The 15,703-nt window shown below is 64.7% G+C and carries 15 protein-coding genes, 2 tRNA genes, 1 other RNA gene and 2 pseudogenes; 5 read left to right on the top strand and 15 right to left on the bottom strand.

The annotated features are described in order from the left end of the window. A partial coding sequence (locus G015_RS0113510; RefSeq protein ID WP_020146885.1) for a phage major capsid protein occupies window positions 1-730 on the top strand: 730 nt, incomplete at its 5' end. Window positions 731-1,203: 473 nt separating this feature from the next. Here the strand turns inward: G015_RS0113510 and G015_RS0113500 are convergent. From G015_RS0113500 to glgC, 10 genes are all read right to left on the bottom strand, one after another. Continuing rightward, window positions 1,204-1,398 (bottom strand): hypothetical protein, encoded by a 195-nt coding sequence (locus G015_RS0113500; RefSeq protein WP_020146727.1) that lies wholly within the window; start codon window positions 1,396-1,398, stop codon window positions 1,204-1,206. Further along, window positions 1,395-1,619, bottom strand: coding sequence for a carbon storage regulator (locus tag G015_RS14210; RefSeq protein ID WP_083925135.1), 225 nt, complete (start codon window positions 1,617-1,619; stop codon window positions 1,395-1,397). The genes G015_RS0113500 and G015_RS14210 overlap by 4 nt, the downstream gene beginning before the upstream one ends. Before the next feature lie 91 nt (window positions 1,620-1,710). Next, window positions 1,711-1,923 carry a hypothetical protein gene (locus G015_RS0113490; RefSeq protein ID WP_020146884.1) on the bottom strand — a complete coding sequence of 71 codons (213 nt, stop codon included), beginning with the start codon at window positions 1,921-1,923 and terminating at the stop codon, window positions 1,711-1,713. A gap of 32 nt (window positions 1,924-1,955) precedes the next feature. Then, complete coding sequence (locus G015_RS0113485; protein WP_020146883.1) at window positions 1,956-2,282, bottom strand: hypothetical protein; 327 nt, start codon at window positions 2,280-2,282, stop codon at window positions 1,956-1,958. A 118-nt stretch (window positions 2,283-2,400) separates the two neighbouring features. Beyond that, window positions 2,401-2,475: transfer RNA gene (locus G015_RS0113480), tRNA-Val, on the bottom strand. A gap of 223 nt (window positions 2,476-2,698) precedes the next feature. Further along, a non-coding RNA gene (locus G015_RS14205) (RtT sRNA) lies at window positions 2,699-2,840 on the bottom strand. Window positions 2,841-2,871: 31 nt separating this feature from the next. After that, window positions 2,872-2,961, bottom strand: a tRNA-Ser gene (locus G015_RS0113475). A 56-nt stretch (window positions 2,962-3,017) separates the two neighbouring features. Next, window positions 3,018-4,487, bottom strand: a complete 1,470-nt coding sequence (gene malQ / locus G015_RS0113470) for a 4-alpha-glucanotransferase (RefSeq protein WP_019592747.1) — start codon at window positions 4,485-4,487, stop codon at window positions 3,018-3,020. Further along, on the bottom strand, window positions 4,487-6,166 hold the full coding sequence (locus G015_RS0113465; protein ID WP_019592748.1) for a glycoside hydrolase family 57 protein: 1,680 nt from the start codon (window positions 6,164-6,166) through the stop codon (window positions 4,487-4,489). The genes malQ and G015_RS0113465 overlap by 1 nt, the downstream gene beginning before the upstream one ends. 52 nt (window positions 6,167-6,218) lie before the next feature. Continuing rightward, window positions 6,219-7,484, bottom strand: coding sequence for a glucose-1-phosphate adenylyltransferase (gene glgC / locus G015_RS0113460; protein WP_018139590.1), 1,266 nt, complete (start codon window positions 7,482-7,484; stop codon window positions 6,219-6,221). A 68-nt stretch (window positions 7,485-7,552) separates the two neighbouring features. Here glgC and glgB point away from each other — a divergent pair, with 68 nt between their 5' ends. Continuing rightward, a complete protein-coding gene (gene glgB, locus G015_RS0113455; RefSeq protein ID WP_028490934.1) occupies window positions 7,553-9,763 on the top strand; it encodes a 1,4-alpha-glucan branching protein GlgB in 2,211 nt (736 codons plus the stop codon). A 193-nt stretch (window positions 9,764-9,956) separates the two neighbouring features. Here the strand turns inward: glgB and G015_RS0113450 are convergent, their stop codons facing one another. Continuing rightward, window positions 9,957-10,388 (bottom strand): restriction endonuclease, encoded by a 432-nt coding sequence (locus tag G015_RS0113450; RefSeq protein ID WP_020146881.1) that lies wholly within the window; start codon window positions 10,386-10,388, stop codon window positions 9,957-9,959. Between the two features lie 207 nt (window positions 10,389-10,595). On the opposite strand from G015_RS0113450, the gene G015_RS0113445 reads away from it, so the two are divergent. Together G015_RS0113445 and nadS are read left to right on the top strand one after the other, a co-directional pair. Further along, a complete protein-coding gene (locus G015_RS0113445) occupies window positions 10,596-10,925 on the top strand; it encodes a type II toxin-antitoxin system RelE/ParE family toxin (protein ID WP_020146880.1) in 330 nt (109 codons plus the stop codon). Further along, a complete protein-coding gene (gene nadS / locus G015_RS0113440; protein ID WP_020146879.1) occupies window positions 10,922-11,206 on the top strand; it encodes a NadS family protein in 285 nt (94 codons plus the stop codon). The genes G015_RS0113445 and nadS overlap by 4 nt, the downstream gene beginning before the upstream one ends. Window positions 11,207-11,326: 120 nt before the next feature. On the opposite strand, the gene G015_RS0113435 is transcribed toward nadS, so the two are convergent. The 4 genes and pseudogenes from G015_RS0113435 to G015_RS13750 all read right to left on the bottom strand — a co-directional run. Further along, entirely contained in the window at window positions 11,327-11,878 is a 552-nt protein-coding gene (locus tag G015_RS0113435; RefSeq protein WP_020146878.1) for a sugar transferase, read from the bottom strand. Between the two features lie 145 nt (window positions 11,879-12,023). Continuing rightward, a pseudogene (locus G015_RS13755) lies at window positions 12,024-13,223 on the bottom strand (type II toxin-antitoxin system HipA family toxin); the annotation flags it as partial. 397 nt (window positions 13,224-13,620) lie between these two features. Beyond that, complete coding sequence (locus G015_RS0113425; RefSeq protein ID WP_019583480.1) at window positions 13,621-13,869, bottom strand: helix-turn-helix domain-containing protein; 249 nt, start codon at window positions 13,867-13,869, stop codon at window positions 13,621-13,623. Between the two features lie 657 nt (window positions 13,870-14,526). Continuing rightward, window positions 14,527-15,420: pseudogene (locus tag G015_RS13750) on the bottom strand (DUF234 domain-containing protein); the annotation flags it as partial. A 66-nt stretch (window positions 15,421-15,486) separates the two neighbouring features. Between G015_RS13750 and G015_RS14260 the strand changes: the two are divergent. Next, window positions 15,487-15,703, top strand: a 217-nt coding sequence (locus tag G015_RS14260) for a transposase (RefSeq protein ID WP_020146875.1), incomplete at its 3' end; no start/stop codon positions are given.

Below are 15,703 nucleotides of genomic sequence, written 5' to 3'. Positions count from 1 at the left end.
CGTGGGCACGACCTCGAACCGCATCGAAGTCACGCGCGAGCTCGCGTTCACCAACAACGCGGCCCCGCAGGCCGGTGAAGGTGCCGAGAAGGCGGAAACCGATCTGACCTTCGATCTGGTCGAGGCCAGCGTGGTGACGGTGGCGCACTGGCAGAAGGTTTCCCGGCAGGTGCTGGACGACGCGCCGGCGTTGACCCTGTTCCTGGACCGGCGCCTGCGCTACGGCGTCCAGCTGGCCGAGGAATCGCAGATCGTGACCGGCAACGGCTCGGGCTCGAACATGAGCGGTCTCCTGGAGAACGCCACCAGCTTCAACCTGGACGTAACGGGCGCCCCGAAAACGGATGTGATCCGCCGGGCGATAGAACAGCTCGAGCTGGCCGACTGGTCGGCTACCGCGATCCTGATGAACCCGGGGGACTGGTCCGAGATCGTGCGGCTGAAGGATGACGAGAGCCGCTACCTGTTCACCAGCCCGCGCGCCGCGACCCCGCCGCAGCTTTGGGGGGTGCCGGTGGTCCCGACCAACAGCATGCCGTCTGGCGAGTTCCTGGTGGGCGACTTTACCGCCGCCGCGATTCTGTGGGACCGCATGTCTCCGGCTGTCGAGATGTTCGAGCAGGACGAAGACAACGTGCAACGCAACCTGGTCACGGTCCGCGCGGAAATGCGATCCACGGTCACCGTGGTGCGGCCTTCCGCTCTGGTGAAGGGTTCGTTCGGCGAGTAATCCACCACCCGTGGTGCTGGGGCCGGGCTTCCTGCCCAAACCCAGACCCGGCGGCCAGAACGAGCGCTGGCGTGGTCGGTGCGCCCCTGCAGACGATCTGCGGGGGCGTTTTACGTGCTGAGGGCCATTTCAGCCCGTAGGAGGGCCGGATTTCGTCTGCGCATGGTGCGTCGGAGATAGAAGGCGACCAAGGCGGCCCGTTGGGCCTGGGGGAGCTGGTCGACGGCCTGGTCGATTTCTGCGATCCAGAACGGGGGTTGGATGCTGTCAGCGTCTTTCCCGCGTGTCGCGTGAACGCGAGCGCCTACCCGGGCGATCTGCATGGCTTCGGCTGCGATCGACTGGCGTGATGGGTGCGTATTCGACTCGCGGGCCTCGCGGGCACGCCACCAGTGCCCCCACTGATCCAGGACGATGCGCGTGTCTTTGACGTTTCCCTCGACCATGCGGGCATTGTACCGCGCTGGGACCGCCTACCTACCGGCTTTCCACCACACCGCGAACAGTGCCCCAATGAGCCACACCCCGCCAACCAGAACCGGCCACACGTCGAACAGCGAGTAACCGCCCATCACCGGATCGGGTTCGACGGACCACAGATGCAGGATGCCGTAGAGCGTGAGCAGGAAAGCGAGCAGCGTTTGTATCTTGAGGTGCTTGGGTGTCACTCGCGCCCTCCTGGCGTCCGTGGTGATACAGGTTCGAGGGTAGCAGAGCTTTCCGGCGCTACATGGTCGGCAGGTGGAGCCAGTTCGGCGCGCAGGATCTGCGTATCCCGGGGCGCTTCGATTCCGATGCGGACCTGTTTCCCGTTCGTCTCGAGGATCACGACGCGCACCTCGTTTCCGACCCGTAGGGATTCGTTCAGCCTGCGGACAAATGAGGGCATGGCGGCACTTCCTTGTGCGTAGGCGCAAACCTAGAGCCTAGCAAAAGAAAGCCCGGCGCATGGCCGGGCGTGGTGTCGATGACGGTTCCGTTTACGTCCCGATGCCGTTCTGCAGCGCGGCCACCGTCTTCTTGGTCATGTCGAAACTCTCGGACACCAGATCCCACAGCGGGATGTCGGGGTTGTCCTGTTCGCCCTCGCAGATGATCTTCGTGCAAAGCGAGCGCATGGAGTCGATCCGGCGGATGGTATCGTCCGCCAGTTCGCTGAGCTCCTGGGCGGTCATTTCGGTGCCTTCGGTCATTGTCTGTCTCCTGTGTCCTATGAATCGGGCGATCACCGCAGGCTGCGGCGTTCCTCAATCGAGAGCGGGGCCCTTTCATCCGTCCAGCGCCCGATATAGGCCCCGGACTCGCGGCGATCCTTGAGTGCTGCCTGGGCTTCGTCACGGCTGTCGAACGGCCCGGCGACGATATCCCCTAGCAGGCGGCGGCCGTCCGGCAGCGTGCGGTCCTGGACCACGTAGAAGCGGTCGAACTGGGGCTGGCGGCGGGTGATGCCTTGGAGCAGAGCCAGGTTGTCGAGATACACCTGGTATTCGTTTCGGGCTGCGGGGGTGTCGCTGTGGCCGTAGTGATCGGCCCATTCGTGGAAGCTGTACATGGTCTTTCCCCTCTAGTTGGCAGGGTCACCATTTGGTGACCAAAAGCGTGCGAGCGCCTAGAGGGCACAAAAAAGGCGACCCGGAAGATCCGTAAGTCGCCCTTTTTTCTGGATTTTCTGGTGGGCGGTACTAGGTTCGAACTAGTGACCCCTGCCGTGTGAAGGCAGTGCTCTACCGCTGAGCTAACCGCCCAGAACGGCGGCAAGATTACGTCCAGCGGGGTTCCGCGTCAAGGGAGAACAGTTACCAAGAGAGTAAACCCGCCGCAGCACCGTAGGATGCGATGAGCATAGCGAATCGCATCGGGGTTTCGCTCGGCGCAGGGGATGGTGCGTTTCGCGGTGCTCAACCGCACCCTACGAGTGTCGCACTCGATCCCGCGACGCGCTGGCGCGTGCGAGAATAACCAAGGAAATGGCGGAGGGGGTGGGATTACTCGGCACGATGTGCCTCGCCCTTCGGGCCGTCGCCTGCGGCGACGTTCCGGTGTCGCGATGCGCCACCGGTCGAACCATCTTGTCGATCTCGTGGGTTCAAATCCCCTGGGACCTGAGAGTACGTGCTCACAGACACGAAGAGCTAGAGAAATGGCGGAGGGGGTGGGATTTGAACCCACGAGGGACGTGAATCCCTGCCGGTTTTCAAGACCGGTGCATTCAACCGCTCTGCCACCCCTCCGGTGGTCGGCATTCTCCGGGATGTGGGGCGGGCTGGCAATGGCGGGCGGGAAGTCGCTACTGGCGGTCCGTTTCGCGCGCCAGGGCCTGCAGTTCGGCGGCGCGGTCCTCGGGCACCTGCTTCCAGGAGAAGCGCCAGCGCCAGTTGCCGTCATCCATGGTGCCGGGTCGGTTCATGCGGGCCCGGTTGTCCAGGCCGAGTGCGTCCTGCATCGGCAGGATGGCCAGCTGTGCCACGGAGCGGTAGGCGGCGCGGATCAACGGCCACGGGATCTCCTCGGCCCCGCCCTCGTTCAGGGTGTTGATCACGTGCTCCTGCATCTCGGGGGCGAGCGATTGAAACCAGCCCAGCGTGGTGTCGTTGTCGTGCGTGCCGGTGTAGACGGCGCTGGCCTCGTTGTGGTTGTTCGGCAGGTACGGGTTGTCCTCGCCACCCTCGAAGGCGAACTGCAGGATACGCATACCCGGCAGGTCGAAGTGTTCGCGCAGCGCGGTGACTTCAGGCGTGATCACCCCGAGATCCTCGGCCAGCAGTGGCAGCGTGCCCAGCTCGTCTTCCAGGCGGCGAAAGAACGGCTCGCCCGGGCCTGGCACCCAGCGGCCATTGGTCGCGTCCGGTTCCTCGGCCGGGATGCCCCAGCTCGCCTCGAAGCCACGGAAATGGTCGATGCGGACGGCATCCAGGGTTTCCAATGCCCACCGCATGCGATCGACCCACCAGCGGTAGCCGGTGGCCTCCAGCCGGTCCCAGTGGTACTGGGGGTTGCCCCAGCGCTGCCCGGTCTCGGAGAAGTAGTCCGGAGGAACACCGGCGACGGTGACCGGATGGCCCGTCTCGTCCAGGTCGAACAGGTCGCGATGAGCCCAGACATCGGCCGAGTCGTGCGCCACGAAGATCGGCATATCGCCCAGGATGAGGATATCCAGATCCTTCGCCTGACGACGCAGGTCCTGCCACTGGTCAAAGAACACGAACTGGGCGAAGCGCACCCGCTCCAGCTCGTCGCGCGCCTCGTCCTCGATCCGCTCCATCGCGTCCGGGTCGCGGTCGCGCAGCACCGGGTCCCACTCCCACCAGGGCCGATCCTGCTCGCGTGCGCGGATCACCACGAAGCGGGCGTAGTCGTCCAGCCAGACCGGCCCCTGCTCCTGACAGAACCGCTGATAGGCCTCTCGCCAGACGGCCGGGGTGTCATTCAATCGGGCATGCGCCCGGGCCAGCATGGCCTCCCCGGTGCCGCTGTCCGCCGACAGCCCAACCCGCTCGGCCAGCAACCGGGGATCGATCAGGCGCGCATCACCCGCAAAGGCGGAGATGCACGCGTAGGGCGAGCCATCCTCATGCGGGGGGTGTAGCGGCAGGATCTGCCACAGCGTGAAGCCTGCCCGACGAGCCCAGTCGAGAAAGGCGTAGGCCTCGCCGCCGAGCGTCCCGACCGGCTCGCTGCCGGGCAGGGAGGTGGGATGAAGCAGCACGCCCGCCCGCCGGCGCTGCATCAGCGGGTTGGCATGGCCCTCGCCGACCATCAGTCGCCCTGCCCCTTGCGCATCGTGCCGCCCGCGGACGGATCACCCCCGCCGACCGAGAGCACCTCGCCCAGCGATTCGGGGACCGTGAGGTTGGCAAGCTGATAAAGCCGCGCCAGATGTCGACGATAAAGCTGCTCGAAGTCACTGACCGAACCGGCCGGGTTGTACGCCCCGAACCACCAGCACCAGTCCGACCCTTCGCAGATGGCCAGTTGCTCGCGCAGTTCCGGTGTATCCAGCGAGGGATCCTCGGCCACGGCCTGGTCTACCGCCTTGCGGGCCGCGATCAGGCTGTCCCAGCCCCGGTTCTTGTCGGGGTCGCCGATCCAGGTGGAGAACGTCCCGTATACCCAGCTGCCCGCGACCAGCCCCGGCAGCTCGCCGCGATCGCGATCCTTGCCGCTGCGCCGGCAGACGTCGGCAAAGGTGCAAAGATTCAGTGTGGCGTGCTGCGCCAGGCGCTCGTACAGCGCATTGAGGAAGTGATAACCGTTCTCGGGGTAGTACTCCCAGGCGTTCTCGCCATCCAGGATCACCGAGACCACCCCACCCTGGGGCGAAACGGCGGCGATGTTCTCCAGGTGGTGGATGAAGTCCCCCACCGCATCGTCCGCATGCCAGTCGGCATAGCGAAACCCGATCGCATCGGACAGCCCGTCGTCACGGAAAAACAGTTCGATGTCACTGCCCTGCAGTTGATAGGGGCGGTGCAGCCAGCCTTCCTCTTCGGCGGAGCCGGTGTTGGACTCGGCCGTCTCGCCCGCCGCCGCCAGGCTGTTGGCGAGCACCGTCTGGCCGCTGGCCGTCCAGCACAGCTTGTATTCGTCCAGCAGGCGTATGGTCGCCTCGCTCAGGCTGCCCTCGGAGGGCCAGCACCCGCGCGGGCGGAAGCCAAAATGCTTCTCGAAGACCTCGATCCCCCGATCGATGTGCCAGCGCACCCGGGCCTCCCCATCCGGATAGGCGGGGGCCTTAGGCAGTTCCACCTCCGGCATCGCCTCGCGGGCAGAGGCCAGGTCAATCATCAGCGGCATGATCGGGTGGGCATACGGGGTAAACGACAACTCGACCCGACCACTCTCCGCCAATTCCCGATAGCGCGGCAGGATGCCCTTGACCTCGTCGCGGATCAGCGTCAGCAGACGCTGACGCATGGCAGGGTCGAAGTTCGTATCCGCCTTCAGCCAGCCGCGCACCTCGGGATAGGCCCAGCGAATGGTCTCGCCCAGCCAGGCCAGGTGGTAACAGGTAGCCAGATCCTGGAAAAAGCGGTCATCCAGATGCCCCAGCAGCAGCGGCTCCTCCATCGCCTTGCGCGCGATATCGGCGAGGCGCTGGAACAGCGGGAACGGCTCGATCATGCGCGGGGCATGCGCCCGCAGGCATACCCGCAGGATCTCCTCGCGCTGCGCAGAGTCCGTCGGCACCGCATCCATGTGCAACAGGTCGAGCACCGGGTCGCCAACAAGCTGGCGCTCGCGCACGCAGGCGTCCAGGCGCTCGCCATAGTCCGCCAGTTGCTCCAGCAGGATTGGCGCAAAATTGACCACCGCGCGCGCCTTTGGGCAGGCCTCCAGGTGGGCGGCCATGTCCGTGTAGTCCTTCAGCGCATGGAGGTACGTCCAGGGCAACGCGTATTCACCCGCGCCGCTCTCGAAGTACTGTGGCTGGTGCATGTGCCAGCACAGCACCACATCGAGTTTGGGTGGGATCGGCACCAGCGCGGTACTAGCGCACATGATGCGTGGCCTGTCCGAGCATCTCGGGGGTTACCACCCGTACACCTTCGGGCGATATGTAGTAGTCGCGGGCATCCGCCTCGTCGTCCACACCGATCTGGGTCCCGTCGGGCACCCTGCAGCCCTTGTCGATCACCGCCTTCTGGATTACGCAGTCCTCGCCCACCTTCACGCTGGGCAGGATCACCGAGTCTTCCACCGTCGAACCGGCGTTCACCTGCACGTTGGAGAACAGCAGCGAGTGGCGGATCGTGCTGCCCGAGATGATGCAACCCCCCGACACCATGGAGTCGATCGCCATGCCGCGGCGATCGTCGTCGTCAAACACGAACTTCGCCGGCGGCAGCTGCTCCTGATACGTCCAGATCGGCCAGTCGGAGTCGTACAGATTCAGTTCGGGGGTCACGCCGATCAGTTCCAGGTTCGCCTGCCAGTAGGAGTCGATCGTGCCGACATCACGCCAGTAGCCCTGGCGCACGCCCTGCTCGTCGCGGAACGGGTAGGCCATCACCTGATAGCGATCGATGATGCCGGGGATGATGTCCTTGCCGAAATCGTGCGTGGAGAAGGTGTCATCCGCGTCCTTGATCAGCTGCTCGAACAGGAACTGCGTGTTGATCACGTAGATCCCCATCGAGGCCAGCGAATGGGTGCTCTTGCCCGGGATGCTCGCCGGGTCATCCGGCTTCTCCGCAAACGAGGTAATGCGGCTCGCGGCATCGACGCCCATCACCCCGAAGGCCTTGGCGCGTTCACGCTCCACCTCCAGGCAGCCCACCGTCATGTCCGCCCCGCTCTCCACGTGGAAGGCGATCATCTGGCCGTAGTCCATCTTGTAGATGTGGTCCCCGGCCAGGATCAGCACGTAACTTGGCGCGTGCTGACGGATAATGTCGATGTTCTGGTACACCGCGTCCGCCGTACCCTGGTACCAGGACGTCTCGATGCGCTGCTGCGCCGGCAACAGCTCGATAAACTCGCCGAACTCCCCGCGCAGGAAGCTCCAGCCGCGCTGGATATGCTGGATCAGCGAATGCGCCTTGTACTGCGTCAGCACCGCCACCTGACGGATGCCCGAGTTGATACAGTTGGACAGTGGAAAGTCGATGATGCGGAACTTGCCGCCGAACGGTACGGCCGGCTTGGCCCGCCAGAGCGTCAGCTGCTTCAGCCGCGATCCGCGCCCACCGGCGAGGATCAGAGCCAGGGTCTCGCGGGTCAGACGACTAACAAAACGTTGCGGTTGCGGATTCATGCACCCATCCTTGCCATTAAACCTCTCCGGGGCTGTGACCCCGATCAAACACCGAGCGTGATTCGAGTATGACAACAGCCTCCAGCAAATGCATCACACCCGTTGCCGAAACCCTCGCGCGTTTGCCGGAGGCGCGCCTCCATGATCCACACAGCGTCCTGGGCCTTCATGCGCTGGATCAAGAGACTGCCTGCTACCGTGCCTGGCTGCCGCACGCCAGCGAGGCCTCGATCACACTTTCGGGCGGATCCGACGAACCGCTCACACCCAGTACCAAAATCCCGGGGCTCTTCACCTGGCAGGGCAAGGGCAATGCCCTCCCCGCGCACCCCGAACTCCGCTGGAAGCCCGAGGGTGGCACGCAGACATTACAAACCGTTGACCCGTGGAGCTTCTCTCCGGACATCCCCGGGTTCGACCGCCACCTGTTCGCCGAAGGCCGGCACTGGCACGCCCACCGCATGCTCGGCGCCCACCCGGAGACCCGCGACGAGATCGACGGCGTGCGCTTCGCCGTATGGGCCCCGAACGCCGAGCGCACCTCCGTCGTCGGCGACTTCAACCGCTGGGATGGCCGTTGCCACCCGATGACCGTGCACCCGGGCAGCGGCATCTGGGAACTGTTCATCCCGGGGCTGGACCGCGACACCCTGTACAAATTCGAGATCCGCAACCGCGACCTCGGCACCATCCACGTCCGCACCGACCCCTACGCCCGCGCCTACCAGCTGCGCCCGGAGACGGCCGCGCGCATCCAGCCGCAGAGCGACTACACCTGGGGCGATGACGAATGGCTCCAGAACCGCGACCCCGAGAGCTGGAAGCACCGCCCGATGAGCATCTACGAAGTGCATCTCGGCTCCTGGCAGCGCAGCCCCGAGGGCCAGTGGCCCAACTACCGCGAGCTGGCCGAGCGCCTCGTGCCCTATGCCCGCGACATGGGCTTTACCCATCTCGAGCTGCTGCCGATCACCGAACACCCGTTCGACGGCTCCTGGGGCTACCAGAGCACCGGCTTTTTCGCCCCCACCTCGCGCTTTGGCGACCCGGATGACTTTCGCTACTTCGTCGACCAGGCCCACCAGGCCGGGCTTGGCGTGTTGCTCGACTGGGTGCCCGGCCACTTCCCGCGCGACGAGTTCGCGCTCGCCCGCTTCGACGGCACCGCACTGTACGAACACGAAGACCCGCGCATCGGCGAACACCGCGGCTGGGGCACCTTGATCTTCAACTACTCCCGCCCCGAGGTGCGCAACTTCCTGCTCTCCAGCGCCCTGTGCTGGGTCGAGGACTTCCACCTCGACGGCCTGCGCGTGGACGCCGTCGCCTCCATGCTCTATCGCGACTACGACCGCGAACCGCACGACTGGCTGCCCAACATCCACGGCGGCAACGAAAACCTGGAGGCGATCGACTTCCTGCGCCACCTGAACGAGACCGTGCAGACCGCGCACCCCGGCGTGGTGATGATCGCCGAGGAATCCACCGCCTGGCCGGGCGTCAGCCGCCCACCGTCCATGGGAGGACTCGGCTTCACCATGAAATGGAACATGGGCTGGATGCACGACACCCTGACCTACTTCGGCATGGACCCGATCTACCGCCACTACCACCACAACCAGCTCACCTTCGGCCAGATCTACGCCTACAGCGAGAACTTCGTCCTGCCCTTCTCCCACGACGAAGTCGTGCACGGCAAACGCAGCCTGCGCGGCCGCATGCCCGGCAACGAATGGGAACAGTTCGCCAACCTGCGCCTGCTTTATGCCTGGCAGTGGCTCTACCCCGGCAAGAAGCTCCTGTTCATGGGCCAGGAATTCGGCCAGGGCCCGGAATGGTCAGAGGACGGCGAACTGGACTGGTACGTCCTGCAATACCCGCTGCACCAGGGCCTGCAGCAGCTCGTGAGCGACCTCAACCGCGCCTACCGCGACCACACCGCCCTGCACGGCCGCGAATTCGAGCCCGACGGCTTCTCCTGGCTGGACTGCGACGACGCCTCGCACTCCACCCTCAGCTTCCTGCGCCGCGACATCCACGGCCAGGAACGCATCGTCGTGCTCAACCTCACCCCCATCGAACGCGGTGCGCACCCGGTCCCCGCACCGCACCCCGGCCCCTGGCGCGTCGTCCTCAACACCGACGCCCAGGCCTACGGCGGCGACTCCCGCGGCCCCGCCCACGCCCACGCCGAACCCATCGAGCGCAACGGCCACCCCGCCACGCTCTACCTCCACCTGCCCCCGCTGACCGCGCTCCTCCTGGAGCCTGCCAGCTGACGGCGCACTACTACCAGACAAGCCCCAATCGGCCAGAGGGCTGGCCTCCTACACCAACCACACCCGCCCCTGTAGGAGCCGAGCCCCCTCGGCGATACCCACGCCCGAATACCGCACCAAACCCGCCCAACAAAAAAGGGCCCATCCCAACAGAACAGGCCCTCCTCACACTCGACCAAGAAAACACAAACCGCTAACCACGCCCCTCAACCAGCGCCTGCGTCTCGCCATCCAGCGCACCCCAGTGGCTGCGCAACCGCTCCGCCAGATCAGCCGGCTCCAGCAGAATCACCGGCATCGCCAGCTCCGCCGCCTGCTCGCGCGCCTCCGGCGCAAAGCCGGCCAGGCTCACATACATCCCGCGATCACTACCCATGCGCCCCGAGACAAAGGCCTCCAGCTCCGGCGGCTCCACCTCGCTGTCGCGATCGCGCGCCACTCCCACAATCAAGCGCGGCGCATCGTCACCGCCGCGTGCCGGGGCCACCACATACTCCTGCCACACATCGCGACCATCCGCCGGCGCATCCACCAGCACATACCCCATCCCGCGCAACAAGCCTTCAACCACGCGCCCAATACTCGCGGTCCCCAATCCCGCCAGTCGCTCGGCCCACTCGTCCATCACAACCTCCCCAGTTCACAATTCCCCGCACGCTAATCCAAACTCCATCACAAAACCACCCACCCCACCATCCCCGTAACTGTAGGAGGCCAGCCCTCTGGCCGATCACCCACATCAGACCACCCCCCAACGCGACCGAATTCGACACACGCCCCAACAGGTGTACACTGTACCCCATGGACTGCAGACATAAGGACATGTCATCACGTGCCCCATGCCATTCAATTTATTGAAACGCCAACATTTACCCGGCAATTTCAGGCGATCGCCAGCGATGATGAGCTGAAGGAACTACAGCGCATCCTGATCGCCAAACCCGACCTGATCCAGGGAACGGGAGGGTTACGCAAGATTCGCATTGGGCTGGGCCGACAAGGAAAGCGTGGTGGCGGCCGTGTGATCTACTTTCTCGCGAGCACAGAGACGATCTACCTGATCCTGGCCTACCCCAAGAATGTGAAAGACAACCTCACCGCCACCGAAAAGACTGCACTCAAGGCAATGAGCGCTCAGCTAAAAGAGGAAGTTCTCGAATGAACATCTACGACGAGCTCCAGACATCACTGCAAGAAGCGGTCGACATCAAACAGGGCAGGAAAGCGGCCAGCCGTATCACCCGACACGAAGTGGCGGACGTGAAGGCGATTCGCGCCCACTTGCACGTTTCGCAAGCCGAATTCGCCAAGGCCATGGGAACCAGCGTCGACACCATCAAAAGCTGGGAAGCCAAACGGCGAAACCCCACCGGACTTGCCGCCAAGGTCCTGGCCACCATCCGCGACAACCCCAGCTTCTTCAACGAACTCGCCGCCCGCTAACCCCAACACACAACACCAATCGCCAGCCCAGCCCCAACCGGCCAGAGGCTGGCCTTCTACACCAAATTCGGCCGCGAAGCCCCCGCCAAATCCCGAAAACCACCAATGTCGCCAAGAAACTTAACCGCGAACCCGATCCCCCGAACCCTTCCCCGTAACAGTCAAAACCAGATACCGGAAATAACCCACAAGCGTCAGCGACTCAATCATCTGCGCATCCACCTCGGCCAGCCTCTCGGGGTCCGACATATCGATCCCGTTCACCTGCGCCAGCCCGGTGATGCCCGGGCGCACCGCAAACACCCCGCGAGCCTCCCGCGCCGCGATCAACTCCACCTGACCCACCAGACAGGGTCGCGGCCCTACCAGGCTCATCTCCCCCTTCAGCACATTCCAAAGCTGCGGCAACTCATCCAGCTTCGTTTTGCGCAGAAAGCGCCCCAAGCGCGTAATCGACGAGGCCTGCGCCAGATGCGTCGCCACCGACGCCGTATCCGGCCGCATCGTCCGAAACTTCACCAGCACAAACGGCCGCTGATACCGCCCCACCCGCTCTTGCCGAAACAGCGGCGAACGCGACTCCAGCCAGCCCAGCACCCACAACACCGCCATCACCGGCGCCACTGCAACCAGCCCCACCAACGCCAGCACCACATCCAGAACCCGAATCAAAACGCCTCCCAAATCCCAACTAATAACCCCCGTCCCCTGGTCCCCCCGCAGGAGGACAGCCCCCTGGCCGATTGGATGTTGGACAAGCCCCATCGGCCAGAGGGCTGGCCTCCTACACCGAGTGCCGCCCCCTGCGGGCCTGGCCTCAAAGAACCCGCTCCAGCGACTGAATACCCGCTTCCACCGAACGCCGAACGGCGTCATGGATGCCAGCCGGGAACCCCGCCGGCAATTCATATTCCACTCGATCCAGTGCGGATGGGGCCTGCAGAACCACGGATGCCAGGACCTCGTGCACCATCGCCGCAGGCAGACGGGCCGAAGCGCCCGTCTCCAGAAAATGGCGACCCTGGATGCCATCCACCCGATAGTGGTTGCGCCGCCCCACAGCGAGCGCCAGTCGAACCTGCTTGCGCTCAACCTGGCGGCTAGCCACGCTGGGTAAAATCGTCAACACGTCATACAGCGGCGTCAGCCGGTACCCGCCGCCGGGTTGCAGGAACACACTGAAATTCTTGGCGTGCCCATCCGTGGCGCCGATCAGCCAGAACAGGACTTGCGCCTTCAGCACCGTCGCCTGGTCCGCCCCCGGCGTATCACTGCCCCGCAACAGCCCCAGCACATCCACCAGCCCGGGGCCACCTTCGCTCTGATACTTGCGGCTCGGCGGCACGCCCAGTGCCTGGCAGCAGTCTTCCTGCGGCAAGCGCAGCAACCGCCCATCGCGCGCCCAGTGTCGATCAAACCGCTCCACTACCAGCGCCCGCGCGCCTCCAAAGCGCCCGATCTCCGCACGCGCCACCGGCATACCGAACGCCGCCAGCAATCGCAGGCAGTAAAACTCGTTCTCCACGCTGTCCGACAAATCCAGCCCGTTGGGTAACTGCCCAATAGCGGGCTTCAGGATATGCGTAGTCGGCGTCGAGCCATGGGGCTTGAGCCAGCGACCCTCATGCCACAGCAGTGCCGTCTTCTCCTGGGCACCAGCAATCGAAATGCGGAAAGCATCGTCGCTGCCCAGACCCAGCGGCGCCTGTGCCAAACCGCCCAGCAGCTCTTCGATGCCCCTATCATCGAGCGGCTCCCCACGAATCCCTCCAGCGGGCTCGGACTCCTGCGCATCCGACAGCGAAAACTGCAAAGCCCCCACACAATCATGCCCGATCGCCGCCAGCAGGCTGTAGGCATCGGTGCCGGCCGCGCCCACGCGTTGCGCCACGCGCCGTCGCAGGGCATCCGCATCCGGCAACAGGTTCTCGAACACCGCGGCCACGGCCGCACCGTGGTAGGCATCTTCCCGCAACGGAAGCGACAGCGAGACCGGCAGCGCATGCTCCCAGCCTAGGGCAACACTGATTAGTGCACGCGCTCGCGTTGGCACCCCAGGTTTTCCGAGACAAGGCGCGTCGTGCAGCGGGTAGTGGTTCTACCCGCAAGCGGCGCAACGCAGGATCGGGGAACCTGGGGTGCCAACCCCACAATTTAATCAACGAAGGGGCTCGGCCGCTTTTGCGCGCGCACGGCGTTGCGGCTCCCTTGTGCAGAATGACTGCACGGCAGTTACCGCGCCTTGTTCGCACGCAAAAGCGACTCGAGCGCGAGCGCGTGCACTAATCAGTGTTGCCCTGACCAACTGGCGTCATACCGAAAGCGGATCGCCCCGGCCGCCGACTTCTCCAAAAACCCGACCAGGCGCCCATTCAGCAACACACGCAGCGGCAGATGACGGCGCGTGCGCGGCATCAGAAGATCTCTTCAATGGACGCAGCCGACCGCGCACGGGGAGAAACCTGAAACTCCAGATCCAGCGCCGCCAGAACCGCAAGCAACGTCTCCAACCGGGTGGCCGGGTTCCCGTTCTCGATCAGGGAGATCGTCTCCTGGCGCAAGCCCGACTTCTCGCCAAGCGCGGCCTGCGTAAGGCCCTGCTTTCGCCGGACCCGGCGCACAATCGTCCCAATCTGCTTAGGTGTTCGCGCAAGCAATGTCATAACGCCCGATTATGCGCTCAACCCGATAACCAATCAATATCGGAATCAACCCATAAACCAAGCACCCCGCCGCCCCCCTGGCCGATCACCCACGCAAAACAACACCCCCCCTGTAGGAGGCCAGCCCCCTGGCCGATTGGATGTTGGACAAGCCCCATCGGCCAGGGGGCTGGCCTCCTACACCGACTGCCACCCCCTATGGGAGCGGGCTCGCCCGCGAAGCCCCCGCCAAAGCCGTACAACCACCAAACCTACCCAACCAACGACACCACCGCCCGCCGCAACCCCTCATCCACACTCACCGGAGGCTCCCACCCCAGCGTCTCCCGCGTATCCGAAATATCTACCTGCAACGAATCCAGCAACCGCCGCCCCATCGTGGCCTCGGATGATCCCGAGCTGCCAGGGCGCCTCCGTGCGGCCATAACCCTGGGCCTCCACCATCGCAATCGCGTTGGATTTGAACCCCTGGAGGCATCACGCTCGTCTCGGCGTGTTCACATTCACCTCCTGTTGCCCATCAGTGTTTCCTTGACTGGGATGCCCCTCGTCAGTAGACCACTACAACCCGATACGCCGCTTTGTGCAGCGGCATCCCCACAGAAACCCGCGGCGTGCACGCCCCCCCCAGGAGTCACAAGCCCCCCTTCGCCCGGATCACAATCCATCACAGAGCGCCCCAAGGCGCTGCGGAACCGCCCCCTGGCGCCGGATCTCCGCCGCCTCCGCTTGGGTTATCCGGGGCGCGATCGCCACGTACTCGACATTCCAGCCCTGGTAGGCCTTGTGGGCGCTCAGAAATCGGTCCGCCGCAGCCACCAGAGTCGGAATGGACCTGGCCAGCTTCTCGCCCTGCCGTTTGCAGGAGCCGAACCGAATCGCGTTCTGATCCTCGGACACCGCCACCAAATCAATCTCCACGTCCGAGCGATCCCAGTACCCCCGAATCCGTTCGGACAACGCAAAGTCCCCCAGACCCAGGCGACTGCGCTCCTCATAAAGCTGCGCCACCAGATCCTCCAGGGCATAGCCTTCCACCTCGCGCAAACGTTCGTCGGCACGGGACACGAGCATGTCCATCGGCCGAAAGGCCGAGGCCGAAACCGGCTTCTGCAGCGCAGACAGCCACGCGCGCAGGAAATTGTCGCGAATGTAATAGCGCCCGCTGCGCGCCTTCGGTCGCGCAAAGATCGGCAGTCGTCGCTCGATCATCCGGTACCGCTCGCTGAGGACCTTCAGATGCCCACCCACCTGTCGTGCCTCTCCCGGACCGGAGACCTCCGCCAGGTGGGCCTCGATCGCCGCGTTGTTGCAACCGGGATGCGATGCCAGAAACTGCAGCACCATGTCGTAGCGCCCCCGCAGTTCACGCAGGAACCAGTTGTCCGCTTCATTGCGCAGCGGCGACGAGCTGGAGAAAAACAGCTTGCGCAGCACCGTCTCGCGATCCGCATCCAGCACACCCTGCTCATAGGCATCCCGGTAGAACTTCGGCACCCCCTCGAACAGGTTCCAGAGGAAGAGCAGGCGTTCGGGGTCCTCGTCCGCATTGTGCTGGTCTAATTTTCGTGGACACCTCGATCGGTGGAATGATTGGGATCTGATCGAGGAGACGATATGGGACGCAGGAATTTTGATCCGGAGTACAAGCTTCGGGTGGCCCGGATGGTGGTGGATGAGGGCCAGAGTGTGCCGCAAGTGGTGCGGGACACCGGGGTGGGCGAGACGGCCGTTCGGCGCTGGGTCGAGCAACTCAAGGCGGATCGTGCCGGGGAGGCCGGCGATGGCCGGCCTTTGACGCCGGAGCAGCGACGGATCCGGGAGCTGGAGGAAG

The organism is Thioalkalivibrio sp. ALJ15, from assembly GCF_000383695.1.
GTDB lineage: Bacteria > Pseudomonadota > Gammaproteobacteria > Ectothiorhodospirales > Ectothiorhodospiraceae > Thioalkalivibrio.
The sequence above is the reverse complement of the archived record's forward strand: the minus strand, read 5'-3'. Positions and strand labels throughout refer to the sequence as shown.

Bases quoted from the DNA above. Each gene is read 5' to 3' on its own strand.
- G015_RS0113425 (WP_019583480.1), bottom strand. From the start codon at position 13,869: ATGACATTGCTTGCGCGAACACCTAAGCAGATTGGGACGATTGTGCGC.
- nadS (WP_020146879.1), top strand. From the start codon at position 10,922: ATGAACATCTACGACGAGCTCCAGACATCACTGCAAGAAGCGGTCGAC.
- G015_RS0113485 (WP_020146883.1), bottom strand. From the start codon at position 2,282: ATGTACAGCTTCCACGAATGGGCCGATCACTACGGCCACAGCGACACC.
- glgC (WP_018139590.1), bottom strand. From the start codon at position 7,484: ATGAATCCGCAACCGCAACGTTTTGTTAGTCGTCTGACCCGCGAGACC.
- G015_RS14210 (WP_083925135.1), bottom strand. From the start codon at position 1,619: ATGCCCTCATTTGTCCGCAGGCTGAACGAATCCCTACGGGTCGGAAAC.
- G015_RS0113490 (WP_020146884.1), bottom strand. From the start codon at position 1,923: ATGACCGAAGGCACCGAAATGACCGCCCAGGAGCTCAGCGAACTGGCG.
- G015_RS0113465 (WP_019592748.1), bottom strand. From the start codon at position 6,166: ATGCACCAGCCACAGTACTTCGAGAGCGGCGCGGGTGAATACGCGTTG.
- glgB (WP_028490934.1), top strand. From the start codon at position 7,553: ATGACAACAGCCTCCAGCAAATGCATCACACCCGTTGCCGAAACCCTC.
- G015_RS0113450 (WP_020146881.1), bottom strand. From the start codon at position 10,388: ATGGACGAGTGGGCCGAGCGACTGGCGGGATTGGGGACCGCGAGTATT.
- malQ (WP_019592747.1), bottom strand. From the start codon at position 4,487: ATGGTCGGCGAGGGCCATGCCAACCCGCTGATGCAGCGCCGGCGGGCG.